The organism is Rhodobacter sp. NSM (genome assembly GCF_052244495.1).
Classification (GTDB): domain Bacteria; phylum Pseudomonadota; class Alphaproteobacteria; order Rhodobacterales; family Rhodobacteraceae; genus Cereibacter_A.
Window position 1 is genome coordinate 316,184 of record NZ_JBQPXH010000003.1, and the last position, 26,330, is coordinate 342,513.

The 26,330-nt window shown below is 67.6% G+C and carries 25 protein-coding genes; 6 read left to right on the forward strand and 19 right to left on the reverse strand.

Going from position 1 to position 26,330, the window contains the following annotated elements:
* The first annotated feature begins 183 nt into the window (after window positions 1-183).
* On the forward strand, window positions 184-1,209 hold the full coding sequence (locus tag ACTVZP_RS08585; RefSeq protein WP_443211730.1) for a L,D-transpeptidase: 1,026 nt from the start codon (window positions 184-186) through the stop codon (window positions 1,207-1,209).
* Window positions 1,210-1,515: 306 nt separating this feature from the next.
* On the opposite strand, the gene ACTVZP_RS08590 is transcribed toward ACTVZP_RS08585, so the two are convergent.
* Window positions 1,516-2,304, reverse strand: a complete 789-nt coding sequence (locus ACTVZP_RS08590) for a gamma-glutamyl-gamma-aminobutyrate hydrolase family protein (RefSeq protein WP_443211931.1) — start codon at window positions 2,302-2,304, stop codon at window positions 1,516-1,518.
* A gap of 470 nt (window positions 2,305-2,774) precedes the next feature.
* Window positions 2,775-3,977, reverse strand: coding sequence for a pyridoxal-phosphate-dependent aminotransferase family protein (locus ACTVZP_RS08595; protein ID WP_443211731.1), 1,203 nt, complete (start codon window positions 3,975-3,977; stop codon window positions 2,775-2,777).
* A gap of 185 nt (window positions 3,978-4,162) precedes the next feature.
* Here ACTVZP_RS08595 and ACTVZP_RS08600 point away from each other — a divergent pair, with 185 nt between their 5' ends.
* Window positions 4,163-5,935 carry an ABC transporter ATP-binding protein gene (locus tag ACTVZP_RS08600; protein WP_443211732.1) on the forward strand — a complete coding sequence of 591 codons (1,773 nt, stop codon included), beginning with the start codon at window positions 4,163-4,165 and terminating at the stop codon, window positions 5,933-5,935.
* On the forward strand, window positions 5,925-6,692 hold the full coding sequence (gene ygfZ, locus ACTVZP_RS08605) for a CAF17-like 4Fe-4S cluster assembly/insertion protein YgfZ (protein ID WP_443211733.1): 768 nt from the start codon (window positions 5,925-5,927) through the stop codon (window positions 6,690-6,692). Before ACTVZP_RS08600 ends, ygfZ begins: the two co-directional genes overlap by 11 nt.
* A 69-nt stretch (window positions 6,693-6,761) precedes the next feature.
* Here the strand turns inward: ygfZ and efp are convergent, their stop codons facing one another.
* A complete protein-coding gene (efp, locus tag ACTVZP_RS08610) occupies window positions 6,762-7,325 on the reverse strand; it encodes an elongation factor P (RefSeq protein ID WP_443211734.1) in 564 nt (187 codons plus the stop codon).
* Between the two features lie 207 nt (window positions 7,326-7,532).
* Here efp and ACTVZP_RS08615 point away from each other — a divergent pair, with 207 nt between their 5' ends.
* On the forward strand, window positions 7,533-7,859 hold the full coding sequence (locus ACTVZP_RS08615) for a DUF6280 family protein (RefSeq protein WP_443211735.1): 327 nt from the start codon (window positions 7,533-7,535) through the stop codon (window positions 7,857-7,859).
* Window positions 7,860-8,067: 208 nt separating this feature from the next.
* On the opposite strand, the gene ACTVZP_RS08620 is transcribed toward ACTVZP_RS08615, so the two are convergent.
* From ACTVZP_RS08620 to ACTVZP_RS08630, 3 genes are all read right to left on the reverse strand, one after another.
* Window positions 8,068-8,436: a hypothetical protein gene (locus ACTVZP_RS08620; protein WP_443211736.1), complete on the reverse strand. Its 369-nt coding sequence runs from the start codon at window positions 8,434-8,436 to the stop codon at window positions 8,068-8,070.
* Window positions 8,437-8,808: 372 nt separating this feature from the next.
* On the reverse strand, window positions 8,809-10,209 hold the full coding sequence (locus tag ACTVZP_RS08625; RefSeq protein ID WP_443211737.1) for a TolC family outer membrane protein: 1,401 nt from the start codon (window positions 10,207-10,209) through the stop codon (window positions 8,809-8,811).
* A 47-nt stretch (window positions 10,210-10,256) separates the two neighbouring features.
* Window positions 10,257-10,910 carry a protein-L-isoaspartate O-methyltransferase family protein gene (locus ACTVZP_RS08630; protein ID WP_443211738.1) on the reverse strand — a complete coding sequence of 218 codons (654 nt, stop codon included), beginning with the start codon at window positions 10,908-10,910 and terminating at the stop codon, window positions 10,257-10,259.
* A gap of 169 nt (window positions 10,911-11,079) precedes the next feature.
* Between ACTVZP_RS08630 and ACTVZP_RS08635 the strand changes: the two genes are divergently transcribed.
* Window positions 11,080-12,462 carry an NAD(P)/FAD-dependent oxidoreductase gene (locus ACTVZP_RS08635; protein ID WP_443211739.1) on the forward strand — a complete coding sequence of 461 codons (1,383 nt, stop codon included), beginning with the start codon at window positions 11,080-11,082 and terminating at the stop codon, window positions 12,460-12,462.
* Between the two features lie 27 nt (window positions 12,463-12,489).
* On the opposite strand, the gene dxs is transcribed toward ACTVZP_RS08635, so the two are convergent.
* The 13 genes from dxs to ACTVZP_RS08700 all read right to left on the reverse strand — a co-directional run bounded on the left by dxs (window position 12,490) and on the right by ACTVZP_RS08700 (window position 24,688).
* Window positions 12,490-14,436 carry a 1-deoxy-D-xylulose-5-phosphate synthase gene (gene dxs, locus ACTVZP_RS08640; protein WP_443211740.1) on the reverse strand — a complete coding sequence of 649 codons (1,947 nt, stop codon included), beginning with the start codon at window positions 14,434-14,436 and terminating at the stop codon, window positions 12,490-12,492.
* Between the two features lie 173 nt (window positions 14,437-14,609).
* On the reverse strand, window positions 14,610-14,858 hold the full coding sequence (pufX, locus tag ACTVZP_RS08645; RefSeq protein ID WP_443211741.1) for a reaction center-light-harvesting complex protein PufX: 249 nt from the start codon (window positions 14,856-14,858) through the stop codon (window positions 14,610-14,612).
* Between the two features lie 12 nt (window positions 14,859-14,870).
* A complete protein-coding gene (gene pufM / locus ACTVZP_RS08650; RefSeq protein WP_443211742.1) occupies window positions 14,871-15,797 on the reverse strand; it encodes a photosynthetic reaction center subunit M in 927 nt (308 codons plus the stop codon).
* Entirely contained in the window at window positions 15,790-16,638 is an 849-nt protein-coding gene (gene pufL / locus ACTVZP_RS08655) for a photosynthetic reaction center subunit L (RefSeq protein WP_443211743.1), read from the reverse strand. The genes pufM and pufL overlap by 8 nt, the downstream gene beginning before the upstream one ends.
* Window positions 16,639-16,761: 123 nt before the next feature.
* Window positions 16,762-16,938, reverse strand: coding sequence for a light-harvesting antenna LH1, alpha subunit (gene pufA, locus ACTVZP_RS08660; RefSeq protein ID WP_002720422.1), 177 nt, complete (start codon window positions 16,936-16,938; stop codon window positions 16,762-16,764).
* Window positions 16,939-16,951: 13 nt separating this feature from the next.
* A complete protein-coding gene (gene pufB, locus ACTVZP_RS08665) occupies window positions 16,952-17,101 on the reverse strand; it encodes a light-harvesting antenna LH1, beta subunit (RefSeq protein ID WP_002720423.1) in 150 nt (49 codons plus the stop codon).
* Between the two features lie 131 nt (window positions 17,102-17,232).
* Entirely contained in the window at window positions 17,233-17,466 is a 234-nt protein-coding gene (gene pufQ / locus ACTVZP_RS08670) for a photosystem biosynthesis protein PufQ (RefSeq protein WP_443211744.1), read from the reverse strand.
* On the reverse strand, window positions 17,463-18,938 hold the full coding sequence (gene bchZ, locus ACTVZP_RS08675) for a chlorophyllide a reductase subunit Z (protein ID WP_443211745.1): 1,476 nt from the start codon (window positions 18,936-18,938) through the stop codon (window positions 17,463-17,465). Before bchZ ends, pufQ begins: the two co-directional genes overlap by 4 nt.
* The gene (bchY, locus tag ACTVZP_RS08680) at window positions 18,938-20,446 is read right to left on the reverse strand and encodes a chlorophyllide a reductase subunit Y (RefSeq protein WP_443211746.1); all 1,509 of its coding nucleotides are present in this window, start codon (window positions 20,444-20,446) and stop codon (window positions 18,938-18,940) included. The genes bchZ and bchY overlap by 1 nt, the downstream gene beginning before the upstream one ends.
* Window positions 20,447-20,521: 75 nt before the next feature.
* Window positions 20,522-21,523: a chlorophyllide a reductase iron protein subunit X gene (locus ACTVZP_RS08685; protein WP_443211747.1), complete on the reverse strand. Its 1,002-nt coding sequence runs from the start codon at window positions 21,521-21,523 to the stop codon at window positions 20,522-20,524.
* A complete protein-coding gene (gene bchC, locus ACTVZP_RS08690) occupies window positions 21,520-22,476 on the reverse strand; it encodes a chlorophyll synthesis pathway protein BchC (protein ID WP_443211748.1) in 957 nt (318 codons plus the stop codon). Before bchC ends, ACTVZP_RS08685 begins: the two co-directional genes overlap by 4 nt.
* 152 nt (window positions 22,477-22,628) lie before the next feature.
* Window positions 22,629-23,768, reverse strand: coding sequence for a methyltransferase (locus ACTVZP_RS08695; protein ID WP_443211749.1), 1,140 nt, complete (start codon window positions 23,766-23,768; stop codon window positions 22,629-22,631).
* Between the two features lie 53 nt (window positions 23,769-23,821).
* Window positions 23,822-24,688 (reverse strand): polyprenyl synthetase family protein, encoded by an 867-nt coding sequence (locus ACTVZP_RS08700; protein ID WP_443211750.1) that lies wholly within the window; start codon window positions 24,686-24,688, stop codon window positions 23,822-23,824.
* 145 nt (window positions 24,689-24,833) lie between these two features.
* On the opposite strand from ACTVZP_RS08700, the gene crtD reads away from it, so the two are divergent.
* Window positions 24,834-26,321: a 1-hydroxycarotenoid 3,4-desaturase CrtD gene (gene crtD / locus ACTVZP_RS08705; protein WP_443211751.1), complete on the forward strand. Its 1,488-nt coding sequence runs from the start codon at window positions 24,834-24,836 to the stop codon at window positions 26,319-26,321.
* The last annotated feature ends 9 nt before the right edge of the window (window positions 26,322-26,330 follow it).

Below are 26,330 nucleotides of genomic sequence, written 5' to 3' on the forward strand. Positions count from 1 at the left end.
CGGCGACCTCCTCGGATCTCCTTCAGGGCGAGCAATCGGCAGGCGCATTCCTGCGATTCTGTGGCAGTAAAAGGTCTGCCATTGTTGCATTGCCCGGTCCGGCTTTGACCATTGCGCCCGAGTCGTTTACTTTCATCCTTTAGACAGCCGGCCAGAAGGGCTGGCGCGGGGCAGGACAGCGGAATGGATCTGATCGGACGGAAGCTTGCGGTCGCGGTTCTCGCGGCGGGTATGCTGGGAGGCTGCGTGCCGGACGCAGCCATGGTGAACTCGAAGGTGGAGGATCCGGCGCCGCAGCCGAAACTCTTCCAGGGCGCCTACGCCGCCCGCGCGGATGGCAATTTTCAGCTTCCTGCAATCCCGACCGACCGCGTGCCGGTGCAATACCAGCGCCAGACGGTCGCCTATACCAGCAACGAGGCTCCGGGGACGATCGTCATCAACCCCAAGGAGCGCGTGCTCTATTTCATCACCGGGAAGGACACGGCAATCCGCTACGGCATCGCCGTGGGCAAGGCCGGCTTTCAATGGTCCGGCACCGCCGTCGTGGCGAACCGTCGCCACTGGCCGACCTGGACGCCGCCGCCCGAGATGATCGAGCGCAAGCCCGAACTGGCGAAATGGGAGAAGGGCCAGCCGGGCGGCCCGACGAACCCGCTCGGCGCGCGCGCGCTCTACCTCGAGACGAACGGGCGTGACTACGGCTACAGGATCCACGGGACACCGGAATGGAACTCGATCGGGCACAACGCCTCGTCGGGTTGCATCCGCATGATCAACCAGGACGTGATCGACCTGTTCGAGCGCGTGCCGAGCGGCGCGAAGGTGGTGGTCATGACGCAGGACGGCCGGATGCCGACCGGCCTCACCCTGCCGCCGCCTCCGCCGAAGAAGTCGAAGCCCGTCGCGGTGGCAGCCGCTCCGGCGACGCCGGCACCGGCGATCCCGTCGGGGCTGTCGAACCTTCCGATGCTGTCGCCCTACGGCGTTCCCGCCGCGCCGGCCGCTGCGACGCCGGCCCCCGAGGAAAGCGTGCCTGCGGCCGGGACTCCGGCGCTGGACACGCCACCGGAAACCGGGACGCCGCTTGCCGACGAGCCGACCGCAGTACCCGCGCCCGAGCCTCTGCCCGAACCCAGCGCGCCCGTCCTGCTGCCACCGGCCGAGGCAGCCGCGCCGACCGAGCCGGCACCGACCAACGCCCTCTGACGGGGCGCCAGTCAGGTCCAGCAAAAGAAGGGCGGCTCCGCAAGAGCCGCCCTTCCTGCAATGTGGCGCAAATCTGCACGTTCCCTGCTCGCGGGACATCAAGCAGGATCGACCCCGGCACTTGACATGCCCTGCCCGCAGCGCATCAGGCGGGTCGGCCTGTCCTCCACGCCGCCGCCGGGCGGATCGGCCGTCGGATGAGACCTCCCGGCCCCGGCAGCACCGTCACGCGCTCGCCCGGTCCCGGCCGCAACGCCCCGCGCTCGTTGCCTGCGCTGTCAGACGCTCATCACATGACCTGCGCTGTCAGGCGCTCATCCGAGCGGGCGCGTGGCATTGCGCCCAGCTGCGCACAGCATCCCCGAAGGCGCTGAACAACGGACGCGACACGGGGTCGTTCACCGCATTCCATTCGGGATGCCACTGGACCGAGAGCGTGAAGCCCGGCGCGCCCTCGATGTAGATTGCCTCGGGCGTGCCATCCGGCGCGGTTCCGTCGATCACGATGCGGCGGCCGGCGCGGGCAATGCCCTGCCCGTGCAGCGTGTTGGTCATGACCTCTTCCGCGCCCATGAGGCGGTGGAACACCCCGCCGCGCGTGAAGCGCACGCTGTGCCGTAGGGCGAACTTTTCCTCGATCGTCCCGTCGGGAGGCATCCGGTGGTTCATCCGGCCCGGCAGGTCGCGGATCTCGGGATGAAGCGTTCCGCCCATCGCCACGTTCACCTCCTGGAACCCGCGGCAGATGCCGAGGAACGGCTGGCCGCGCTCGACACAGGCCCGGACCAGCGGCAGCGTGATCGCATCGCGGCTGCGCTCGAACAGACCATGAGCGGGGGTCTCGTCCTCCCCGTATTCGGAGGGATGGACGTTCGGGCGCGCGCCGGTCAGCAGGAAGCCGTCGCAGAGGTCGAGAAGTTCCTCGACCGTCACGAAGTTGGGATCGGTGGGGATGATCAGCGGCAGGCAGCCCGAGACGAGCGCCACGGCCTCGCTGTTCATCGTCCCCCCGGCGTGGACAGGATAGCTCTCGTTCAGCAGGGACGAGTTGCCGATGATGCCGACCACGGGACGGCGGCCCGAGGGTCGGGACATGACGGCGGCGATGGTCTGTGCGCCGGGAACCTGGGCGCCGGGGATCTGAGGTCGCATGCAGGAAAAGATAGGGCCTGGCCGCGCTGTGGTGAAGAGCCGTGGCTGTCGCGGGCTTCGCTTCCACGCACAGAACGGCGCGCTCTTGTGCAGCCTGTGCTGCAACTGCCCGTCAGGAGGCGGGCGCCAAGCCGCTCTCGGGGCCCTCCGACCGGGCTTTCGGCACGGGAGGCGTCGGACCAGGCCCGGCCTGAGACAAGCCATCGGACAGGCGGACAGGCGCCGTTCCCCGCAGGTGGCAGTTTTCGCATTGGCGACGGTCTCGGCGAAGCCAGAAGTTACTCAGGCTGCGGCACGCGCCGTGAGCTTCGGGAGCACCGATTTCCCGGCGGGAACCACTCAGCGAGCTTTGGCCGAGGTTCCTCGACGGCCGCAGGTCCGCCCTGACGGACGGACGTCGGCCTCCCTCGCTCTCAGGCCGCCGCGCCGAGCGTCGCGGCCGCCGCCGCCAATGCACCCTTGCCGTGCGGAATGCTCAGGGCGGCGAGGCCCGCCTCCATCACCGCAAGCGCGCCGAGCGTCATGTGTGCGTTCACATGACCCATATGCGCGACGCGCAGGAAACCGTGATAGGCGGGCTCGGAGGGCAGAGCCATGCCGAGGCCGATCCCCAGCGTGACGCCGGCCCGGCTCTCCGTCCATTCCCGAAGCCGCGTCGCATCGGGGGCGCCCATGCGCGCGGCGGTCACGGACCGGCCGCGGTGGAGAGGATCGGCCACATTCAGCGCGATCGCGGGATTGCCCTCTCCCCAATGGTCGAAGGCCGCCCAGACCGCGCGGGCGAGCGCATCGTGCCGCGCCCAGACGGCGGGCAGCCCTTCCGCGAGGATCATGTCGAGCGCTTCGCGAAGGCCGAAGAGGTGATGGGTCGGCGCCGTGCCGCAGAAATGCTGCCAGAACTCGGTGCCGAAACTCCGGGCGGTCCAGTCCCAGTAGGGCGTGCGAAGATCCGAGGCGCGGCACCGCTCGTGCGCGCGGTCGGAATACCAGACGAAGCCGAGACCCGGCGGCGTCATCAGCCCCTTCTGGCTCGCGCCCACGGTCACGTCGGCCCCCCAGGCATCCATGTGGTATTCGTCGCAGGCGAGCGAGGCGATGCAGTCCACGGCGAGCAGCGCCGGATGCCCCGTCGCATCCATCGCCGCGCGCAGCGCCGCCACGTCGTTGCGGATCGACGTGGCCGTGTCGACATGGGTCACCAGAACCGCCTTGATCCGGTGATCGCGATCGGCGCGCAGCGCCTCCTCGAGCCGCGCGGGATCGGCGGGCGCGGCCTTGCCGAAATCGATCAGATCCACCTCGACACCCAGGGCGCGGGCGCTCTCCGCCCATCCGTGACCGAAGCGTCCGGTGGCAAGGACCAGCGCCCTGTCGCCGCGGCTGAAGAGGTTGACGTTCGCCGCCTCCCAGGCGCCGTGTCCGTTCGCGATGTAGACCGCGACCTGATGAGCCGTTCCGGCGACCCTCTTCAGGTCCGGCCACAGGCCCGCCACCATTTCGTGCAGCGCGCCCTCGTAGATGTTCGGCGCGGCGCGATGCATGGCGTTGAGCACGCGGTCGGGCATGGCCGAGGGACCGGGAATGGCGAGGTAGGGACGGCCATGCGCAAGCGTCATCGAGGATCTCCGGGAACTGGTGTGCCGTGGCTACGCCCGGCCCGGACGAAGGTCAATCGACCTCGCGGTCGGCAGATCCGCGGGATGCCGAGCGGCGGTGTTCCCGAGCCGGCGCGGGTCTCCTCGCCTTGCAAGCGGTCGCTCTTTCACGATAGACCCGAGCCAATCTCCGACCGAGGCCACCCTTGCCCCGCAACCCCGCAGATCCGCGCTATACCTCCGGCCGTCTCTTCGGCAGGCTGTGGCACGGCTATCTCAAGCGCCACACGGGGCTGATGGTCGTGGCGCTTCTGCTGAACGTCATCGAGGGCTCTACCCTCGGTGCACTCTCGTGGCTGATCCAGCCGCTCTTCGACAAGGTCTTCGCCCCCGGCGGCAACAGCCTGCTGCTCTGGGTGGGGCTCGCCATCCTCGGGCTCTTCGTGCTGCGGGCCGTCACTTCGGTCGCCTCGAAGGCCATTCTCACGCGGGTCGCACAGGTCAGCTCGACCGCCATGCAGGCGGATCTGCTGCGCCACATCCTTACGCTCGATCAGGCCTTCTTCCAGAAGAACCCGCCCGGCGCGCTGATGGAGCGCGTCCAGGGCGACACGAACGCCGTGCAGGGCGTATGGTCGAGCGTCATCCTCGGCATGGGGCGAGACGTCGTCTCGCTCATCGGCCTCTTCGCTGTCGCCCTCTCCATCGACGTGGTCTGGACTCTGGCGGCCATGATCGGCGCGCCGGTCCTGATCCTGCCCGCCATCGTGATCCAGCGCTACATCCGCAAGAAGACGCGGCAGATGCGCATTCAGGCGGGCGAGCGCTCCACCCGGCTTGACGAGATCTTCCATGGCATCCAGCCGATCAAGCTGAACCGGATGGAGGGCTACCAGCTCGACAGGTTCCGCCGCATCATCGACCTGATCGTGCGCGGGCAGCTCAAGATGGCGGTCGGGCGGGCGACCATGCCGGCCCTGATCGACGTGATCACCGGAGTCGGCTTCTTCGCAGTCCTGATCCTCGGCGGGCGCGAGATCGCATCGGGCGAGCGCACCACCGGCGAGTTCATGTCCTTCTTCACCGCGATGGCCCTGACCTTCCAGCCGCTCCGCCGCCTGGGCGATCTCTCGGGCTTCTGGCAGGTGGCGGCGGCAAGCCTCGAGCGGATCTACCGGCTTTTCGACACCGAGCCGGAGGTGATCCGTCGCCCCGCCACCGCAACGCCGCGCCCCGGCGTCCCCGAGATCGTCCTCGAGAACGTCCATTTCTCCTATGAAGACCTGCCCGTGTTGAACGGGCTGAGCTTCCGCGCGGCACCCGGCAGGATGACCGCCCTCGTCGGCCCCTCGGGGGCGGGCAAGAGCACGGTCTTTCACCTCCTGACAGGTCTGGTGGAGCCCGCATCGGGGCGCGTGCTCGTGAACGGCGTCGATGCGGCCGACATGGCGCTCGAAGACCTGCGCGCACAGTTCGCCGTTGTCTCGCAGGAGGCGGGGCTCTTCGACGAGACGATCCGCGAAAACGTGACCCTCGGCCGGGAGGTGCCCGAGGACAGGCTGCGCAAGGCCTTCGAGGCCGCACATGTGACGGACTTCATGGACGGGCTGGTCGAGGGCGATCTGACGCCGGCCGGGCCGCGAGGCTCGCGGCTCTCCGGCGGGCAGCGCCAGAGGGTGGCGATCGCCCGCGCGCTCGTCTCTGACGCGCCGGTGCTGCTGCTGGACGAAGCCACCTCCGCCCTCGACGCAGCGTCCGAGGCGCTGGTGGCGGAGGCCTTGTCCCGGCTCGGCGAGGGGCGCACGACGCTCGTCATCGCACACCGGCTCTCGACCGTGCGGCAGGCGGACAGGATCATCGTGATGGAAGCGGGCCGGGTCGCCGACGAGGGCACGCATGAGGAATTGCTGGCGCGGGGCGGCCTCTATGCCGAGCTGCACCGGCTTCAGTTCAGGAACGGAGAGGCCGATGCCGGGTGAGATCGCGACGGACCGCAGGCTGTGGGAGCTGACGGGCAAGGACCGGCTGCATTTCCTGCAGGGGCTGGTCACCAACGACCTCCGCCCGCTGGAGGGGGCGGACGGGATCGTCTGGGCGGCGCTCCTTTCGCCGCAGGGAAAGTATCTGGCGGATTTCTTCGTCGTTCGCATCGCCGGCCGCCTCTTCATCGACATCTCGGACCGGGTGGCGGAAGCGACGCTGAAGCGGCTGAACATGTATCGCCTGCGCGCCGACGTTCAGATCACGGCCCTGGATCTGCCGGTGGCACGAGGACTGGGAGAGGCGCCGGCGGGCGCCCTGCCCGACCCGCGGCATCCGGATCTGGGCTGGCGGGGTTACGGCCTGCCGGCGGGAGAGCCGTCGATCGACTGGGACGCGATCCGGGTCGCCCATGTGATCCCCGAGAGCGGGCTCGAACTGGTTCCGGACGACAGCTACATCCTCGAGGCGGGGTTCGAGACGCTCAACGGCGTGGACTTCCGGAAGGGGTGCTACGTCGGGCAGGAAGTCACCGCACGGATGAAGCACAAGACCGAGCTGCGGAAGGGGCTGGTTCGGGTCAGCATCTCAGGCGATGCGGACTTCGGGGCAGAGATCACCGCCGACGGCAAGCCCGCGGGCACGCTCTTCACCCGCGCGGGCGATCGGGCCATCGCTTATCTGCGCCATGACCGCGCTCAGGGTGAAATGCAAGCCGGAGAAGCCGTCCTGCGGCTCGACACCGAGGCGTCCTGAGGCAGAGCCGACCTTCTTCGCACCGGTCTCGATTTCCTCGCTTCGAGAAGGAAGCGCGCAGGCTACGGGTCACACGCGCTCGGAATATTCCATGAACTCGGTATGGACGAGGATTTCTTCCTCGGGACCGATGAAGGGCGGCACCATGATGCGCATGCCGTTGTCGAGGATCGCAGGCTTGTAGCTGTTGGCAGCGGTCTGTCCCTTCACCACCGGCTCGGTCTCGACCACGCGGCAGCGGACCTTGGCGGGCAGCGTGACGTTCAGCGCCTCGTCCCCGTAGTAGTTGACCGTCGCGACCATCCCGTCCTGCAGGAAAGGACGCCGCTCGCCCAGCAGCTCGGCGTCGATCTCGACCTGCTCGAAGGTCTCGGCATCCATGAAGATCAGCCGCCCGTCGCTCTCGTAGAGAAACTGCTGGTCCTTGTTCTCAAGCTCCACCCGCTCGACCCGGTCCTCCGAGCGGAACCGCTCGTTGAGCTTGCGGCCGTCGCGGAGGTTCTTGAGCTCGACCTGCGCAAAGGCTCCGCCCTTGCCCGGCTTCACATGGTTGACCTTCACGGCCGCCCAGAGGCCGCCATCATGCTCAAGGATGAATCCCGGCTTGATCTCGTTTCCGTTAATCTTCGGCATGGTTCGTCCCGGCGCGCTTGATCGGCTGTGGCGCTACGCTATATATGCGGCCGGATCGGGCGGCAATGCCTCAAGATGCGGTGGCTTCAGCGACGAGAGTTGATCAGCACGCATGGCGGGCATTCCGAACGAAGGACACCGAATCACGCGCGGATATGCATATTCGCCAGACGCCACAAGAGAAAAGAGCAAGAACAGGAAAAACTCATGGCCGATTTCATAGACAGCACCGCATTCAACTTCGAACAGGGGCAACGTGCCCGCAAACTGTTCGCTGCCGTGGTGCTGGCCGCGCTGGATGATGCCATCGCGGACGACAAGAAGTATGGCAACGGACCGGAACAGATCGCCCGCTGGGCGCGCTCGCGCGATGGCCGCGAAGTGCTTTCCTGCGCCGGCATCGATCCCAACGAGCGGGTCGTCAAGGGCTTGATGGAGTTCGTGAACAAGGGGATCCGCACCTCTGTCGCGCTGTCGCGCGAAGAGAGCGAGCGGCGTCATGCGCTCGAGGTGGAACAGGCCGAAGCGGCCTGATCTCCACCGGCGATTACGGCTATGGACAGCGCGCCCTCCGGGGCGCGTTTTCCTTTTGCGGATGTCACTTCCGATGTCTGGGGACGCGACTGGTCCGCTAGCCGGTCGATCGCTGACATGGCTGATCGGCTTGACGAAGATCTGCGTAAGGACGGAAGACCCGGACTCGTCCGGGGCAATCCGCGTCTCACCCTCGACGGGTTCGGCGTCAGAGGTGATTGCGGGTCAGAATCGCCCGATGCATCTCGGCACGGACGAGCTTGCGGATGTTCTGCGTGATCCGCTCGCCCATGGCACCCTGAAGTTCTTCGCGGATGGCAGCCCGGACAAGCTCGCGCAGATGCTGCTCGTCGATCGCACCGAGGCCGACCGCCTCACCCACCTCTTCATCCGGGGCAACCAGCTCTTCGGCGCAGGCGCTGTCTGCGCGGGGCTCCTCGGCAAGGGGCTGTTCGACGCGAGGCTCTTCGACGGCCGGCCTTTCAAACGATCCTTTCGAGAAACTCACGACGGTCGCAACCCGTTCTGCGGGCATGCCATCTTCGGCTTCCGGCAGCCAGTCCTCGTCGGCCTCCATGAACGGCGCGGCCGGGACAGGCTCCGCCGCCGGAACAACGCGGAGAGCGGGCGTCAGGACCAGCGGATCCGCACCGACAGGCAAGACCTCGGTGCGGGCGTCCTCCGCCACCAGCCGCCGGATGGAAGACAGAACGTCCCCATAATCCACATTGGTCATGCGCTCCGACATCCTGTCCCCCGATGGTAGGTTGCGACACCACTTTAGGCCGGTCGGCCCCGCCACACAAGTTCGGGGCATCGTCCTGAGAAGATCAGCCCCTGCTCCGCTGGCTGCCTGCTCGCCGCGGCGGCGCGCAGATGATGGCGCGTCACCCAGATCATGAAAAAAGGGCCGGCGGAGCCGGCCCTCGAAATCTGCTCTCCGGATCGTTCAGTTCCGGCCGATCGATTGCAGCACGCGGTCCAGACGCTTGCCCTGGGCACTGGTGGCAGGGGCATTCTTCACAGCGTTGTAGTAGGCGGACGGATCGTAGGTCGGGATGCCGAGGTTCAGATGCTCGACCGTCAGCAGCCCCATCGACGCCAGCACCTGGTAGATGCCGACGTAGCGTTGGGCTTCGGCGGTGAGGCGGTCCGCCTGTGCGTCGAGCAGGTCCTGCTCGGCGTTCAGCACGTCGAGCGTGGTGCGGGCGCCCAGAGTCGCCTCTTCACGGACGCCGTCAAAAGCGGTCCGAGCGGCGCGCACTTCCTCGTCGCCGGCGGCGATGGCAGCCGAGGCCACCTGAACCGTCGACCACGCATTGCCCACGTTCTGCGTCACGTTCACGCCGGTCTGCAGCAGATTCGCCTTCTGCGCATCGCGGTTGGCGAGCGACTGGCGGAAGAGCGCGGAAAGCTCTCCTCCGGCATAGAGCGTGTGGCGAAGCGTCAGGCCGACGCTTGCCGATTCCTGCCCCTCGTCATCAATGCCCACGCTCGCATCGCCGGTGAGCGAGGGCTTCATCGCCGCCTTCGCGCGGGCGACGTTGAGGTCGGCGGCCGCCACCTGGCGCTGCGCCTGGCGGATCTGCGGATGGCTGCGGAGCGCGACCTGACGGGCAGCCTCGACGCTGGAGGCGGTGCGCGGCGGCGCCGGACGCGGCGCCAGATTGACGGGATAGTTGCCGACGGCCGCCTTGTAGGCCTCGCGCGCAACGACGAGGTCACCCTCGGCGGCGGTGAGATCCGACCGCGAGGCGGCAAGCGCGGCCTGGGCCTGCGAAACGTCCGTGCGCGTGACCTCACCCACGTCGAACCGGTCCTGCGCAGCCTGAAGTTCCTGATCGATCAGGCCGAGGTTGTTGCGGCGCAGGTTGACGATCGACTGTGCAAGCTGCACGCGGACATAGGCATCGACCGCATCCAGCAGCACGTTCTGCTCGACCTGGAGCAGCGCCTCGCGGGTGGCGAGAACGTTCTCCTTCGCGGCTTCGACGGCAAGCGCATTGCGGCCGAAATCGTAGAGGGTCATCGAGGCGGTGATCCCGACCGAGGAATTCAGATCCTCGACGTTGCTGCGTGTGGCCGGCCCAAGAAGCGAGGCGTCGCTGTGAACGCGGTCGAAGGAATAGGTCGACTGCGCGACGAACTGCACGACAGGCCGGAGCGCCGCAACCGCCACGGCCACATCCTCATCCGTGGCACGCAGCAGCGCGCGATTCTGCTCCAGCAGGTTGCTGTTGCGATAGGCGGAGATGAGGGCATCGGCAAGCGTCTCGGCGTGGGCCGCGGACGAGGCCATGACGGCCAAGGCCGAGCAGGTCGCAACGGCCCAAAGTCTGATCTTTCTCATTCCCCTCTCCACTCTCTTATCAAAATCTTGTTTCTGAAACATTTGTCTTACAGCGCAAAATCGCGCTTCACCTCGAACCCCGGAAGAACCGGAGCACTCGCGTTGAAGACGGGGCGCCAGGTGATGGCCCCGTCCACCTTGTAGCCGATCCGCGCAACGCCGAGCGGCCCTTCCATGAAGATGCAGCCGATGCGACCGCCTTCCTTGAGTTGGTCGAGCAGTGTCTGTGGCACGGTCTCGACGGCGCCTTCTACGGTGATGACGTCATAGGGGCCGTGCTTGGCAGCACCTCCCGCAAGCGAGCCCACGATGACCGCGGCATTGTCCACCCCTTCGGCGGACAGCGTGCGCTGCGCCTCGCCGGCAAGCTGCTCGTCCTCCTCGAGGCCGACGACGGCCTCGGCGAGGCGGGCGATCACCGCGCAGGAATAGCCAAGCCCGCACCCCACATCGAGCACCGATTCCGTGGGCTGGATGTTCAGCGTGTCGAGCAGCTTCGCGAAGGTCCGCGGCTCCAGCAGCACGCGGTTCGCCGCCACCGTCACGTTCTCGCTCATGTAGGCGACCTCGCGCAGCCCGCGGGGCACGTACACTTCGCGCGGAACGGACAGCATCGCGTCGATGATCGGGAATTTCGTCACGTCCGAGGGGCGGATCTGCGTGTCCACCATCATCATCCGCCGCGTTGCGAAATCCGTCATCTGCCAAGCTCTTCCGTCAGCCACACTCTCCTTCCTCTTGCCACAGATGCGCAGGCGCGGCAACAGAGCGCGGAACCGCTTTATCCACAGCGTGGCAACCAGCACACGGGCTTGCCCCGGCTCCGCTGTGCGGCCAGTCTGCACCGGCAACGCGCCAGAGGCTTCTGCGATGACACTTTCCCCCGGACGCAACGGCGAGATCTCGTTCTGGTATGCCGATATCGGCGGCGTACCTTCGCCGCGTCCGCCCCTGACGGGCGATGCCAAGGCCGACGTCTGCATCATAGGGGCCGGATACACCGGGCTCTGGACGGCGCTCTACATCAAGGATCGGGCACCGGATCTCGATGTGCTGGTGGTCGAGAAGGAGTTCGCGGGTTTCGGAGCCTCCGGACGCAATGGCGGCTGGCTGACCGGCGGCTTCGCCTGGACCCACGACCGCTACCTCTCGACCGGCACGCCGGATGGGGTCCGGGAGATGGTGACGGCGATGAGCGGCACGGTGGACGAGGTGATCCGCATGGCCGAGGCCGAAGGGATCGACGCCGACATCCTGCGCACGGACGAACTCATGGTGGCCGTGACGCCTGCGCAGTGGACACGCGCCGAAGAAGAGGTTCGCCGCAGGCATGCCTGGGGCGAGGCGCGTGTGAGCCTCCTCGGGGCGGAAGAACTCGCCTCGCGCATCCGGATCCCGAAGGCACTCGGCGCCATGGTCATCGGCGGAGTGGCGCGGGTTCAGCCGGCGAAGCTCGTCCGCGGCCTCGCCGAGGCGGTGGAGCGGCGGGGCGTCCGGATCGCGGAGCAGACGGAGGTGCTGGGCCTCGGCCCCGGCCGGGTCGAGACGCGACGCGGCACCATCCGCGCGAAGATCATCCTCCGCGCCACCGAGGGTTTCACGGCCGGGTTGCCGGGCCTCGGGCACGAATGGCTTCCACTGAATTCAGCGCAGATCGTGACGGAGCCGCTGCCGGATGAAGCATGGGAGAAGATCGGCTGGCAAGGCCAGGAGATCGTGGGTGATTTTGCCAATGCCTACTGCTACTGCCAGCGCACGCGCGAAGGGCGGATCGCGGTCGGCGCCCGCGGCACGCCCTACAGGATGGGTTCGAGGATCGACAGGCGAGGCCAGGCGGACCCCGCCACCGTCGCCCACCTGATGGCTCGGCTGCGCCGGCATTTCCCGGCAGCGGCCGGGGCACGGATCGACCATGCCTGGTGCGGAGTGCTCGGCGTGCCGCGCGACTGGTGCGCGACCGTCGGACTCGATCCCGCGACCGGGATCGGCTGGGCCGGCGGTTATGTCGGCGTTGGCGTCTCGACATCGAACCTTGCGGGCCGGACGCTGGCCGACCTCGCGCTGGGTCGCGAGACGGACCTGACGCGGCTGCCATGGGTCAACCGCCGTGTGCGGCGGTGGGAGCCGGAACCCCTGCGCTGGCTGGGCGTGCGTGGCATGTATGCGCTGCTGGCAGCGGCCGACCGGCAGGAGGCGGCGGGCGGCCCGCCCTCGTGGCTCGCCGCCCTCGGTCACCGGCTTGCGGGGCGCTGACCGGCGGGACCGGTCAGCGCAGCGATGTCACACCGCCCTCGGCTTCGCAGCCTGCCGGAGCGGCATCACGCGCCCCCGGGAAAGCGCATCCCGGGCCGTGGAGACAATATCCTCGGCACGCAGCCCGGCGTCGGCATACATGTCCTCGGGGCTCGCCTGCTCGATGAAGCGATCCGGCAGCGTCATGACCCGCAGGGCCAGGCCTCCGTCGAAACCGCCGGAGTTGGCGAGGTAATGCATGACATGGGCGCCGAAGCCGCCCATGGCGCCCTGCTCCACCGTCACCAGCGCCGCGTGATGGCGCACGAGTTGGTCGATCAGCCCGGTGTCGAGCGGGCGCGAGAAGCGCGCGTCGGCCACGGTCGCGCTGATCCCCTCGGCTTCGAGGAGCTTTGCAGCCTGCAAAGCCTCGTGCAGATGGGCGCCGAAGGAGAGGATCGCGACATCGGTCCCCTCGCGCACCACACGGCCCCGGCCCGGCTCGAGCACGGTGCCGCGCTCGGGCATCTCGACGCCCACGCCTTCGCCCCGCGGGAAGCGGAAGGCGATCGGCCCCTCGTCGAAGGCCACGGCCGTCGCGATCATGTGCACGAGTTCGGCCTCGTCGGCGGCCGCCATCACGGTCATGTTCGGCAGCGTGGTCAGGAAGCCCACGTCGAAGGCACCCGCATGGGTCGCGCCGTCGGCCCCCACCAGCCCGGCGCGGTCGATCACGAAGCGGACGGGAAGGTTCTGGAGCGCCACGTCATGCGCGATCTGGTCGTAACCCCGCTGAAGGAACGAGGAATAGATCGCGCAGAAGGGCTTCATCCCCGCGCCTGCAAGGCCCGCCGCGAAGGTCACCGCGTGCTGCTCGGCGATGCCCACGTCGAAGACGCGGTTCGGGAAGCGCTTCTGCATGATGTCGACGCCGGTGCCCGAGGGCATGGCGGCGGTGATCGCCACGATGCGCGGATCGCGCGCGGCTTCCTCGGTCAGGGTCGTGCCGAAGACCTTCGTGTAGTTGGGCGCATTTGCGACCGACTTCTTCTGCTCGCCCGTCGCAGGATCGAACTTGTTCACACCGTGGTAGCGGTCGGGCGCGGTCTCGGCCGGGGCATAGCCCTTGCCCTTCTTCGTCACCACATGGATCAGCACCGGCCCCGTGGTCCGCGCCCGCGACGCGCGCAGCGTGTTGAGAAGCGTCGGCATGTCGTGGCCGTCGATCGGGCCGACATAGGTGAAGCCCAGTTCCTCGAAGAGCGTGCCCCCGCCCGGCATGCCGGTCACGAGTTGCTTCGCCCGGCGCGCCCCGTCGCGGAGCGGTCCCGGCAGCGACGCCTCGATCCCGTCGGCCGCGGCCTTCAGCGAAGCAAAAGGTGCCGAGGAGGACAGGTTGAGCAGGTAGCGCGCCAGCGCGCCCACGGGCGGAGCGATGCTCATGTCGTTGTCGTTCAGGATCACGAACAGCCGCTTGTTCAGGTGGCCGGCGTGATTCAGCGCCTCATAGGCCATGCCTGCGGTGATCGAGCCGTCGCCGATCACGGCCACGGTGTCGCCCACCGGCTGGCCGAGTTCGCGCCCCATCGCGAAGCCGAGTGCTGCCGAGATCGAGGTCGAGGAATGGGCGGCACCGAACGGGTCGTATTCGGATTCCGACCGCTTGGTGAAACCGGACAGGCCGCCCTTCTGCCGCAGCGTCCGCATCTTTTCGCGGCGACCGGTCAGGATCTTGTGCGGATAGCACTGGTGGCCCACGTCCCACACCAGCTTGTCCGTGGGGGTGTTGAAGACGGCGTGCAACGCCACGGTCAGCTCGACCACCCCCAGCGAGGACCCCAGATGTCCTCCCGTCTCGGCAACGACCGAAATCACCTCGGAACGCACTTCGTCGGCCAGCCGCTGAAGCTCGGCGTCACTCAACGCCTTCATGTCGGCCGGGCAGCACACGCGATCCAAAAGCGGGGTTTCGGGTCGCGGGATGGGATTGGTCATCAGAGCCTCCCGTAAATGTCAAAAGGGTGCCGCGTGGTCTTCCACACGGCACCAGGTCCCTGTCGCCAACAGGAAGGGAACCGGGCTGTGGTTTCGCCCCGGACCCGGGCCGGCGATATGGCCCGGATTTGAAGAGGCGGGCGGCTTCGTGCCGCCCTGCCCCATATCGGTTCTCAGACGAGGTGCTTGATCAACTCGAGCCCGGTTTCCAGGGCGCCGGTCACGTTCGGCGCCGGAGCCTGGTTCTCCTGGATCGGCAGCATCCGCCCGACCACCCGGAAGAACCCGATCAGGATCAGCGTTCCGAAGAACACGCCGCCGGCCCAGCCCGCACCCTTCATCATCTGGAAAGCGACCCAGAGGCGAAGGTTGGTCTTCGGGTTGGTGTTGAGGTGATCGTCGAAGATGGTCTTGTCAGCCATTGTGATCGCTCCTCAGTTCAGCGGCGCCATGCCGTGGTTCTGGCCCCAGACGTACCAGTTGTCCACGACCGTGCCCGAGAGCAGGATGCCGATGCCGCCGGTGAGGGTCACGAGGACCGCCATCCAGATGGCCCAGCGGTGGATGCCTTCCATCGTGGCGTTGAAGCCCATGGTCCAGCGCCAGAAGAGGGCTGCCCGCTCCGCCGCCGTCCCGCGGTCGGCGATCTGCTCCAACTCGCGCTCGCCGCCGAAGCGGGAGACCGCGAGGATGGTCGCACCGTGCATCGCGAAGAGCAGGGCCGAACCGTAGAGCGTGGCGATCGAGAGACCGTGGAAGGGATTGTAGAACAGGTTGCCGTGGACGAGCGAGAAGTTGTTCGTCCAGTCGAGGTGCGAGAAGATGCCGTAGGGAACCGCTTCCGACCACGACCCCATCAGGATCGGACGGATGAAGCCCAGCACCATCCACAGCCAGATGGCCGAAAGGAACGCCCAGGCGGTGTGCTTACCCATGCCGAGGGCTTGCGCCCGCAGATAGACCCGACCCCACCAGGACCAGACCGCGACGAACATGAAGAACGAGGCGATGATCCAGAGCCCGCCTTCCTTCAGCGGAGCCGCGAAGGACAGGCCGTATTCCGGTGCTGGCGGCTCGAGCGAGAAGTAGAACAGGTCGCGCATGAACACGGCCGGGTTCCACCCCGCCTGGTACCAGAACCAGATCCCGATGGTGAAGAACCACAGGAAGCCGGAGAAGAGCGACAGGACACCAAGCGAACCCAGGTAGATCGGGCCGAGCTGGGCGTTGCCGAACCAGCCGAGAAGGTTCGAGAAGGGACCGGTACCCGAGCGGTTGGCCAGGTTGACGTCTTCCGTCATCCCGAGGTCAGCCGGTCCGCGGACCTGAACCTGGGTGAAGAAGTTCTGATACTCAGCCATTGATGCCTCCCGGGATGTTGGCCCACCAGGGCAGGTCCACCCACCATTGCCACCAGGTCGCCCATTCGTCGAACCAGATGGTGCCGGTCACGATCATGCAGAGCGCGCTGAAGAACACGGCGCTGAGCGAGAGCAGCAGGCCGAGACGGTGGATCCCGAGGGTACCGATCGAGTAGCCGACGAGATCGCGGAAGAACGTGTCCTCATGGTCCGGCGTCCGCATTTCCTTGCCCTTCTCGGGGTTGGCGGCGGACAGGACCAGGGCGCCGTGAAGCGCCAGTGCCAGCGCGTTCGTGAAGAAGAACGAGATGGCGATCATATGGGCAGGGTTGTAGTGGAAGTTGCCGTAGGTGTAGCCCGTGTTCGACACCCAGTCGAGGTGCGTCCAGATCCCGTAGGGGAACGCATAGCCCCAGGCACCCATCATCACCGGTCGGAAAAGCACCAGCGTGAGGTAGGCCAGGATGGCGAACGAGAAGGCGAACGGGATGTGATACCCGATCCCCAGTTTGTTGCAGATCTCGACTTCGCGCAGCGCCCAGCTGACGAAGGCACCTGTGGCGCAGATCGTGATGATCTGCCACAGCCCGCCCTCGGCGAGGGGAGCGCCTCCGAGCCCGTATTCGAGGGCCGGCGGGTAGACCGAGATGAGTTGGGGGTTCCAGGTGCCCTGAAGCACGGCGCTCCAGGCAATCAGGATTGTACCCAGGGCGGCGAAGAAGATCGTCGCAACCCCGAAGAAGCCGACGTAGAAAGGGCCGACCCAGAAGTCGAACAGGTTTCCGCCGACCAGCGTGCCCCCCGGCACGCGATATTTTCGCTCGAAGCTGAGCAGTGCCATGCTTCCCTCTCCGCTTGCAGTCGGCCCGACCTGCGCTTGCGCGCGTGGTGGAGCCGTCTCAATGGCTGAACCTTGGAATCGTCGCGGGCGGTGGGTGCCGCCCGCGACGGAGGGCCGGCCCGATTACTCGGCGACGGCGACGCGGTTGTACTTGGCGGCGGAGATTTCCAGCCAGTTGTAGCTGGGGGTGCTCAGCAGGATGAGGTGGATCATCACCGCGAGGAGGAACAGGAACACGCCCTGAGCCACGAACACGCGACGGGGATCGAAGATCATCCAAATTTTGTAGAACTTGCTCATGATCTTGTTCTCCTCAGAACCACGGACGCCAGATGTACACAGCGAGGTGAGCGACGATCGCCACCGCGCTGAACAGCCAAAGACCGCTCATGTAGACGGAGTGCAATTCCTGCGCCTGCTCGTCCGTAAGACCTGTGTAGCCCAGGTCGGATTTATCAGCCATGCTATCCTCCGGATCGTAAGACTGACGCCACATGCTGGTGGCGTGGGTTACGGTAAGGCACCATGCCCTCCCGATAAATCCGCCGCCCCCTTTGGGGAGACGACGAATGGCGAGTCGCGTCCTGACCTCGGTCAGGCGCGGAAAATCAACGGCGTGATCGCCTTGGCATCGAACCAGGCGGACGCGAAGGGGCCACGCTTCGGAAGCTTGCCATGGCGAATCGTCGAGACGACCCAGCTCACGAAGGCGACCGGGAAGGCCCCGAGCAGGATGACGGCGAAGTAGACGTAGAACTCGGCGCGCGGTGCTCGGTGCCCGTGGGCCCTGGCGGCATGGACCGGCGCGTTGACGGCATGATCGCTCATTGGTTCTCTCCCTTCCTCTCGCCGAAGCCCGGCCCACGCAGGGCTTCGACAGTCTCTCTCACGACCCGTTCGGCTCCGGCATCGAGCGCAGCCTTCTCGGCTGCGTCGCGCAGGGCACGCGCGGCGCTGATCCGGGTAAGAACCGGATGCTCCTCTACGATGCGGTCCAGGGCCGCTTGCGCATCGGCATCCCAAGGGAAGTCGCGGCGCAGTGTCGTCGGCGTGGCGGCTGCGCTGTCCATCTCCGTCCCGAGGGGCAGGATGTGGAACAGGGCGTCGAACAGGGCGTTGCAAACTTCCTGCAGTAACCACGTAGCACCTGCATATCCCATAACGGGCGTTCCGGTAGCGCGCCGGATCGCCGCACCCGGGAAAGACGCAGCGATGAAAGAGGGTTGCGGGCCGTGGCCGGCCTTGAGTTCCGCAAGGTAAATCTTCTCGTTGATCGACCCCATCAGCACCAGCGGACGGTGCTGGCGGATGAGTGCGCGGACAGCCTCGTTGTCGGTCTTCGAGCCCCGCTTGCGCGCCACTGCGAAGGCGCAGGGCAGCCCCAGATCGCTTTCGAGGTAGTTTCGGATGCCTCTTGCATAAGTTTCGGTCGCCACGATGCCGAAATTGGCCGTCCCGAAGAAATCCTGCGTGACACTCCGCCACAGATCCCACACCGGCTTCAGCGTGGAGTGCTTCTCGCGCTCGATGAAGGGCTCGGGGTCGAGGCCCAGAATCTCGCCCAGGCGGCGCAGGAAGGCGGTCGTGCTCTCCACCCCGATGGGCGCCTGGAGGTAGGGTTTGCCCAGCACCTCGGCCAGACCGCGGCCGAATTCGCGGTACATGACGATGTTGGCGTCGGCATTGACCAAGTGTCGCATCTCGGCCAGATGCGCGCCCAGAGGCATCACCATGTTCACTTCGGCGCCGATCCCCTCGACGAGACGGCGAATCTCGTGCAGGTCCGAGGCCATGTTGAAGACGCCATACATCGGCCCGAGGATGTTCACCCGCGGCTTCGCGCCCTCCGGGCGCTTCGCTTCGGGCGGCATGCGACCCTTGGTCATCCCGAACTCGGAGAAGATCCAGGTCATCGCCCGGTCGGCGGCCTCCCACTGGTCCTCGTCGATGGTGCGGGGAAGGAATCGCTGGATGTTGGTGCCCTGCGGCGTCACGCCGCCGCCGATCATCTCGGCGATCGAGCCCGTGACCACCACGGCGGGCAGCGCCGGGTCGAGCGTCTTCCACGCCCGACTCATCGAGGCTTCCGTGCCCTCGCTCATCTCGTCCTCGCCGAGACCGGTCACCACGATCGGCAACTCGTGCGGAGGCAGAGCGTCGGTGTAATGCAGCACCGAGGTTACCGGCAGGTTCTCGCAGCCCACCGGGCCGTCGATCACCACCTGAAGCCCCTTCACCGCACAGAAGGCGTAGACGGCGCCCCAGTAGCCACCGGCCCGGTCATGATCCTGCACCAGCATCAGATCATCTCCTCGGACTTGGCGGCCCGGGCGGCCTTGTCCAGCTTCTTCTGGTGGGCGGCGCGGAAGTCGGGCCGCAGGTTCGGCGCGCCTTCCCAGATGCCGGCGGTGTCGCCCTCGCCCACGCCTTCGAAGAAGGCCTTCATCTTCGACATCCGCTCGCGGTTGCCGATGGCCGCGTTCATCACCTGCGCGAGGCTGCCCGCCCCCGCCGGCCCCATCAGCGGCCGCGCCGAGATCAGGTTGGTGAAGTAGAGCGACGGAATGCCCAGCGACTTCGCCTTCTGCACCACGGGGGTCGTCCCCACGGCGAGGTCGGGCTCGAAGCCCTCCATCGCGGCCAGGTCGTCCTCGAGCGAGGCGCGGTATTTCACCACGACACCCTTCGCCTCCAGCCATTCACGGTCGGCGGCACTCCACGGCGTCTTGCCTGCGGCGGTTCCGACGTAAGGCACCTCGGCGCCGCTCTCGATCAGCAGGCGGGCGACGATCAGTTCCGAGCCCTCGTAGCCCGAGAGCGTGATCCGCCCCTTGATCGGCGCGCCGGCAAGCGCGCCCTTGATCGCGGGCAGGAAGGCGTTCTGCGCGGCGGCCACCTTGTCGGCGGCGATGCCGTAGGCCTCGCCAATGGCTGCGAGCCACGCGGCCGTGCCGTCATGCCCCACCGGGGCGGATCCGACGATGGCGCGGCCCGCGGCCTGAAACTCACGGACGGAGGCCGTGTAGAACGGGTGGATCGCGGCGGCGACGCCACTGTCGAGCGCGGCATAAAGCTCGCGCCAGTCGCGGCAGGGCACCACCGGGCCGGCAGCGAGGCCAAGGGGCGCAAGCAGCGCCCCGATCATCACCGGATCGGCCGGGAACATCTCTCCCAGCAGCGCCACGGTCGGACGGTCGGACCGGCCAGAGACCGGCGCCTGCACGGGGCCGGCCTCGGCCTCGGAGCGGGCATATTTCAGCATGGCGCCCGCCAGCACGTCCTTGGCCTCGGCATGGGTCGGCACGCCGAAGCCCGGCACGTCGATGCCCACGATCCGGACACCGTTGATCTCGGAGGGCAAGAGCCGCAGCGGCACGCCCGAGGCGGTCGGCACGCAGAGGTTCGTCACCACGATCGCGTCGTAGCGCTGCGGATCGGCCATCTCGTGGACCGCCTCGCGGATGTCCTCGAAGAGCTTGCCCGTCACCAGCGACTCGGAGTTGAACGGCACGTAGCCGATCGAGCGCCGCGCCCCGTAGAAGTGCGACACGAAGGACAGCCCGTAAGTGCAGCAGGCCGAACCGGAAATGATCGTGGCAACCCGCCGCATCCGGAGGCCGGTGCGCAAGGACCCGAAGGCCGGGCACATGCTCTGCGGCTTGTCATGGGGCCCCACCGGATAGTCGGCCTTGTATCGTGCCATCAGCTCGGCATTGCCCGCGGCGCTCGCCGCGGCGGACATCTCGGCCGTCGAGTGGCAGCCCAGGGTCTCGGGAGCAGCCGGAGTGCGTTCAGCGGAATCCGTCATGTCTTCCTCGTCGCGCGACGGTCGCGCTTCGCGAATTGCCGGAGCGCCTCGTCGAGGCGCGCGAGAGCGGCCAGATCAAGCATCGTCGTAGATCACTTCCAGCGATTTCTTCGGCAGCGCGTTCTTGCCGCGCATGTCGGCATCCGTGGCGGGCTCGAGCTTGAAGTCGGCGCCGACCGCCTCGGGGGTGAAGAGGTCGAGGAGACCGTCCTGCGAGAGCGGCTTCGGCCGGATCGGAAGCGCCTCGCCCACGGCATGGGCCAGGCCCTCGAAGAGCGGCCCCCATTGCGTGCCGGGGATGCCGACGATCTGGTAGTTCGCCGACTTGCGGCGCAGGTCCTCATCGGCCGGGATGGTGGCGAGGATCGGAATGTCCACCGCTTCGGCAAAGGCCTTGGCCTCGCCGGTGCCGTCATCCTTGTTGATGACAAGCCCCGCGACGCCCACGTTGCCGCCGAGCTTGCGGAAATACTCCACCGCCGAGCAGACGTTGTTCGTCACGTAGAGCGACTGAAGGTCGTTCGAGCCGACCAGGATCACCTTTTGCGCCATGTCGCGCGCGATCGGCAGGCCGAAGCCTCCACAGACCACGTCGCCCAGGAAGTCGAGCAGCACGTAGTCGAAATCCCAGTCGTGGAAGCCCAGCTTCTCCAGCAGTTCGAAACCGTGGATGATGCCGCGCCCGCCGCAGCCGCGGCCGACCTCGGGTCCGCCCAGTTCCATCGCGAACACACCGTCGCGCTTGAAGCAGACGTCGCCGATCTGGACCTCTTCGCCGGCGAGCTTCTTCTTCGCCGAGGTCTCGATGATCGTAGGGCACGCCTTGCCGCCGAAGAGAAGCGAGGTCGTGTCCGACTTCGGATCGCAGCCGATCAGCAGCACGCGCTTGCCGATCTGCGCCATCATGTAGCTGAGGTTCGCGAGCGTGAAGCTCTTGCCGATGCCGCCCTTGCCGTAGATCGCGATGACCTGCGTCTTCTTCTTCGGCTCGCCCTGAGGCACCTCGAGCGTCGGCTCTTCGGCCGCCTCGTCGCGGAGGCGTTGGTCGAACGCCTTGAGTTCGGGTGCATCCGTCATGCGGTGGCCCTCCAATCCAGGATCATCTTGAGGCAGTCGGGGTCGTTGAAGGCCGTCTCGTAGGCCTCGGGCGCCTCCGACGCCGGTCTCGTGTGGGTGATCAGGTTGGCAAGCGAAAGCGCCCCGCTCTCGATCAGCGCGCGGGTAGCCACCATGTCCTCGGGCTGCCACTCGGCAGCGATGCGCAGGCGCGCCTCCTTCATGAAGGCAGGCACGAAGGTGAAGGCGACGGGTTCGGTATAGAAGCCCGCCAGGACGATCTCGCCACCCTTGGCGAGCCGCATCACGAGGCTGTCGATGAGCCTCGGGTCGCCCGATGCGTCGTAGATCGAGCGGTAGTCGCGACGCTCGTCGGTGGAGGGGTCGATGACCTCGTAGCCGATGGCATGCTTGCGGCGCTCTGCCTTGGTCTCCCAGACCACCGGCGGCTCGCCGCCCGCGGCGATGGTCAGCCGCGCGAGCAGCCGCCCCAGCGTGCCGTGGCCCACGATCAGATCGGGCAGCACGTAGTTCAGCCCGGCGAGGGCATGGCGCGCCGTCGCGGCCAAGGCGAGCAGCGCGCCCTCGGCCTCCAGCGCCGGGTCGATCCGCACCGCGCGATGCGCGGGCGTGATCAGGCGCTTGGTGGCCGCCCCGAAGAGGCCGCGGATCGGCCCTTCGGTGGTCGGCGCGAAGCAGTTCGAGCCAGGAACGAACACCCGGTCGCCGGCCTTGAATCCGGTGTCGGGCGCGGCCTCGACCACCTCTCCGGCGGCCTCGTAGCCCGGCACGAGCGGGTAGCCCATGCCCGGGAACGGCGGCATCTGCCCGGTGTAGAACAGCTTTTCGGTGCCGGTGGAAATTCCCGAATGGGTGATTTCCACGACGATGTCGCCGGGTGCGGGCTCGTTCAGCTGGATGGTCTGAAGGCCAAGGTCCCGGGGACCCGACAGGATGACGGCGGTCGTTCTCACAGCGTTTTCCCCTGCGCTCTTCCGGCTGCCCGCCCCTCGAAGGACTCGGACGGCCTATATCGACGCTTCCGGTGTAACTTTAATGGGACATCGATAAGTGTCAACTTAATTGGACAGTCCCGCCCTGCGTCCGATTGCGCCGCACCCGCGCGTCACGGCGCGGCAGAGGGACGCACGGCGGTTACCGCGCTCGCCACGTAGGGCCGGAGTCCCGGGAAGATCTTCACGCCGGAGAAACCTTGCGAAACGAGAAGTTCCGCGATTTCGGCGGCCGAACGCACCCGGCCCGTCCGCATGGCTGCCGTGTAGAAGGCCATGTAGGTGTCGGTCTCCCGGTGAGGATGCGCCCCGCCGGACATGGCTTCGGCCACGATCACCCGACCGTCGGCCGGCAGCGCGTCGAAGACCTTGCGCAGAAGCAGCTTCACCGTGGCGTCCGAATGGTCGAAGAGCACGCGCACGAGACTGATCGCATCCGCGCCCACGGGCAGCGGATCGTCGCGGAAGCTGCCCCCGTGCACCGTGACCCGTCCGGCGAGCCCCTCCTGCGCCAGCCGTTGCGGCGCGGCCTCGACCACGGCGGGCAGATCGAAGAGCATGAGCTCCATCAGCGGATAGGCCCGGCCCACGGCCGCGAGGAAGGCCCCGGTGCCGCCGCCCACGTCCATCAGGCGACGCACCCCCATCAGGTCCACGAGGCGCAGCGTGTCCTCGACCACGAGCGCCTGGCTCTCGGTCATCAGCCGCGAATACTTGGCGGTCACTTCGGGGTCGGTCGCCCCCGCAGCGCCGAAGACATAGGGCCAGAACCGCGCCAGCTCGGGATCGGTCTCGCCCTTCAGGAAGGCCACCGGATCGGCAAGGTCGCGGTAGAGCACGTGGTGGTGCCCGACCATCGCCTCGAGCCCCGGCACGGCGAGGAAGGCCGCGCCCCGGACGGCCAGATCGAAGCGACCGTCTCGGCAGCGCTTCAGCAGCTTCAGCGCGGCACCTCCCTGCAGGAGAAGCTGCATCCGCTCGGGCGAGAGCCCCGTCGCGGTGGCGAGGGCCTGCACCGTCTGCGGCCCATCGGCCAGATGGTGCATCACCCGGAGCTCGACCAGCGCATAGAGCACCTGCGAGTGCACGAAGCCCGCGACGATGTCGAAGAGCTCGTCCCCCTCGCGGCGGCCGATGCGGCGCAGGAAGGGCACCCGCTCGGAGATGAGCTGGAAGCGGCGCGATCCGGCGAGGCGCACGCCGAGGCGGGAGAGGCCGAGGCCCCCGCGCGCGGCAGGTCTGAGAGCGCTCATGGGAGTCCTTTCCGTGCCCGGCGCTGCCGGGCGAAGCCTTCGGTGCCAGCCGGTCAGACGCGGGTCGCGACCTGCGCCGGCACGATCTTTTCGGCGTAGCGGCGGACCATCTCGGCCAGCATCGCCTCGCCGGGGCAGGAGGGAATCGACGCTATCGCGCCGCCGAGGATGTCCTTCAGCCGCTTCGCGGCACCCTCGACGCCGTATTCGCGCACCGCATTCGGCCTGTGGTGGATCTCGTCCTGCCCCGCGGGCTTGCCGAGCGTCTCGGCATCGCAGAGCGCGTCGCGCAGGTCATCCGCCACCTGGAACGCCTCGCCGATCCGCGCACCCAGTTCCTCCCACGGCTCCGCCTCGTAGCCGGCCGCGATGGCACCCATCTGGGTCGCCGCGATGAAGAGCGCCCCGGTCTTGGCGCGGTGATAGGCCGAGAGATTGATCTGGCTCTCGCTCTCCCAGCCCTGCCCCGCGCAGATGCCCATGGGCATGCCCGTGCGGACCGCAAGGGCCGTCACCAGCTGAAGCGCGCGCTGCGGCTGGTCGGCCGCGGCCCGCGCCAGAACCTCGAAGCCCATGACGATCAGGCTGTCGCCGGTGAGGATCGCCAGCGGCTCGGAATAGGCGCGGTGCACCGTGGGCTTGCCGCGCCGGATCTCGGCGTCGTCGAAGCAGGGCAGATCATCATGCACGAGGCTCGCGCAGTGAATCAGTTCGAGCGCGACCGCCGCCGCATCCGACAGCGCGGGACGGTCGTCGCCGCAGGCCGTGGCCACGCTGAGAAGCAGCGTCGGACGGATCCGCGCGCCGCCGGGCGTCACCGCATATTCGAGCGCGGAGGCGAGTTTCGAGGGCGCATCGGTCCCCTGACCGTGCGCGATCGCCGCCGCCATTGCCGCTTCAATCCGCTTTTCAAACGCCATGTCGTGCCTCACAGGGACAGGTTCAGCGCAATGCGTGCGCCTCGGGCGGACAGCGTGCCGCCGACTCCACAGGTGTCAACTTTTTCTTACACCAGTCTGTCGTAGATACTGGACAGCCCGCCCCGGGGTGTCAACAATCCCGGACATGAGACAGATTGTGCCGAAGGTGGTGGTGGTCGGTGCCGGGATGGGTGGATTGGCATCTGCCATCCGCCTGGCGAGGGCCGGATGCGAGGTCACGCTGGTCGAGGCGCGCGACGCGCCGGGCGGACGGATGCGCACGATCCCGAGTGCGGCCGGCCCGGTGGACGCCGGCCCCACCGTCCTCACGCTCCGCAGCGTTTTTGATGATTTGTTCGAGACTTGCGGGCAAAAGCTTGATCAACACCTGAACCTTACTCCGCAGCCATTGCTCGCCCGGCACTGGTGGCTGGACGGCAGCACGCTGGATCTCACGACGGATCTCGAGGAGAATGTCGAGGCGGTCTCGGCCTTTGCCGGCGCGGCCGAGGCGCAGGCCTTCCGTCGCTTCCACGACCTCTCGGCGCGGCTTTATGACGCTTTCGACCTGCCCATGATGCGGGCAGCCCGTCCTGACACCAAGGCCATCGCGCTGGCGGCAGCAAGGCAACCCCGGACGTGGCCCGCGCTGCTGCCGGGCATGACGCTCGACCGGCTGCTGCGCCTCTTCTTCCGCGACCGGCGGCTGCGGCAGCTCTTCGGCCGCTACGCCACCTATGTGGGCGGCACGCCCTACGGCTCGCCGGGGGTGCTCGCGCTGATCTGGGCCGCCGAGGCGCAGGGCGTCTGGGCCGTCGAGGGCGGCATGCACCGCCTCGCCCACGCGCTCGCTCGCCTCGCCGCGGATCAGGGGGTGAGGATCCGCTACAACTCTCCGGTGACACGACTCCTCCGGCAGGGCGGGCGCGCCACGGGCGTGCAGCTTGCCGACGGTCAGTCGCTGCAGGCCGAGCATGTCGTCTTCAACGGAGATCCTGCGGCGCTGCTCGCGGGGCTGCTGGGCGACGGGCCGCGCGAAGCCGTGCCCGAGGACCGCGTTCACCCGCGCAGCCTCTCGGCCTGGGTCTGGTCCTATGCCGCCCGCGCATCGGGCCAGCCGCTGGTGCATCACAATGTCTTCTTCGCCGACGATCCCCGCCGCGAGTTCGGACCGATCGCCGCAGGACAGATGCCCGAGGATGCGACACTCTATATCTGCGCCGAGGACCGCTCGGGCGGGCAGGTGCCCGACGGGGCGGAGCGCTTCGAGATCATCATGAACGGGCCGCCCGGCCGGCCCGCGAGACCCGAGGATTTTACCCAATGCCGCAGCCGAACCTTCGACCGACTGAGACAGTTCGGACTGACCTTCGATCCGGTGCCGGGCGAGGCGAGCCTGACGACGCCCACGGGCTTCGCGACGCTCTTCCCGGGGTCGCAGGGCTCGATCTACGGGCTGAGCCCGCACGGGGCGCTGGCCTCGCTGAAGCGTCCGCTGGCGCGGACGGCGCTGCCGGGTCTCTGGCTGGCGGGGGGCGGAGCGCATCCGGGAGCGGGCGTTCCGATGGCGGCCCTCTCCGGTCGGCACGCGGCCGAGGCGATTCTGACGGACCTTGCTTCGCGGTCGAAGTAGCGCCGGACG

Bases quoted from the DNA above. Each gene is read 5' to 3' on its own strand.
- ACTVZP_RS08585 (WP_443211730.1), top strand. From the start codon at position 184: ATGGATCTGATCGGACGGAAGCTTGCGGTCGCGGTTCTCGCGGCGGGT.
- ACTVZP_RS08590 (WP_443211931.1), bottom strand. From the start codon at position 2,304: ATGTCCCGACCCTCGGGCCGCCGTCCCGTGGTCGGCATCATCGGCAAC.
- ACTVZP_RS08595 (WP_443211731.1), bottom strand. From the start codon at position 3,977: ATGACGCTTGCGCATGGCCGTCCCTACCTCGCCATTCCCGGTCCCTCG.
- ygfZ (WP_443211733.1), top strand. From the start codon at position 5,925: ATGCCGGGTGAGATCGCGACGGACCGCAGGCTGTGGGAGCTGACGGGC.
- efp (WP_443211734.1), bottom strand. From the start codon at position 7,325: ATGCCGAAGATTAACGGAAACGAGATCAAGCCGGGATTCATCCTTGAG.
- ACTVZP_RS08615 (WP_443211735.1), top strand. From the start codon at position 7,533: ATGGCCGATTTCATAGACAGCACCGCATTCAACTTCGAACAGGGGCAA.
- ACTVZP_RS08620 (WP_443211736.1), bottom strand. From the start codon at position 8,436: ATGGAGGCCGACGAGGACTGGCTGCCGGAAGCCGAAGATGGCATGCCC.
- ACTVZP_RS08625 (WP_443211737.1), bottom strand. From the start codon at position 10,209: ATGAGAAAGATCAGACTTTGGGCCGTTGCGACCTGCTCGGCCTTGGCC.
- ACTVZP_RS08630 (WP_443211738.1), bottom strand. From the start codon at position 10,910: ATGACGGATTTCGCAACGCGGCGGATGATGATGGTGGACACGCAGATC.
- ACTVZP_RS08635 (WP_443211739.1), top strand. From the start codon at position 11,080: ATGACACTTTCCCCCGGACGCAACGGCGAGATCTCGTTCTGGTATGCC.
- dxs (WP_443211740.1), bottom strand. From the start codon at position 14,436: ATGACCAATCCCATCCCGCGACCCGAAACCCCGCTTTTGGATCGCGTG.
- pufX (WP_443211741.1), bottom strand. From the start codon at position 14,858: ATGGCTGACAAGACCATCTTCGACGATCACCTCAACACCAACCCGAAG.
- pufM (WP_443211742.1), bottom strand. From the start codon at position 15,797: ATGGCTGAGTATCAGAACTTCTTCACCCAGGTTCAGGTCCGCGGACCG.
- pufL (WP_443211743.1), bottom strand. From the start codon at position 16,638: ATGGCACTGCTCAGCTTCGAGCGAAAATATCGCGTGCCGGGGGGCACG.
- pufA (WP_002720422.1), bottom strand. From the start codon at position 16,938: ATGAGCAAGTTCTACAAAATTTGGATGATCTTCGATCCCCGTCGCGTG.
- pufB (WP_002720423.1), bottom strand. From the start codon at position 17,101: ATGGCTGATAAATCCGACCTGGGCTACACAGGTCTTACGGACGAGCAG.
- pufQ (WP_443211744.1), bottom strand. From the start codon at position 17,466: ATGAGCGATCATGCCGTCAACGCGCCGGTCCATGCCGCCAGGGCCCAC.
- bchZ (WP_443211745.1), bottom strand. From the start codon at position 18,938: ATGCTGGTGCAGGATCATGACCGGGCCGGTGGCTACTGGGGCGCCGTC.
- bchY (WP_443211746.1), bottom strand. From the start codon at position 20,446: ATGACGGATTCCGCTGAACGCACTCCGGCTGCTCCCGAGACCCTGGGC.
- ACTVZP_RS08685 (WP_443211747.1), bottom strand. From the start codon at position 21,523: ATGACGGATGCACCCGAACTCAAGGCGTTCGACCAACGCCTCCGCGAC.
- ACTVZP_RS08695 (WP_443211749.1), bottom strand. From the start codon at position 23,768: ATGAGCGCTCTCAGACCTGCCGCGCGCGGGGGCCTCGGCCTCTCCCGC.
- ACTVZP_RS08700 (WP_443211750.1), bottom strand. From the start codon at position 24,688: ATGGCGTTTGAAAAGCGGATTGAAGCGGCAATGGCGGCGGCGATCGCG.
- crtD (WP_443211751.1), top strand. From the start codon at position 24,834: ATGAGACAGATTGTGCCGAAGGTGGTGGTGGTCGGTGCCGGGATGGGT.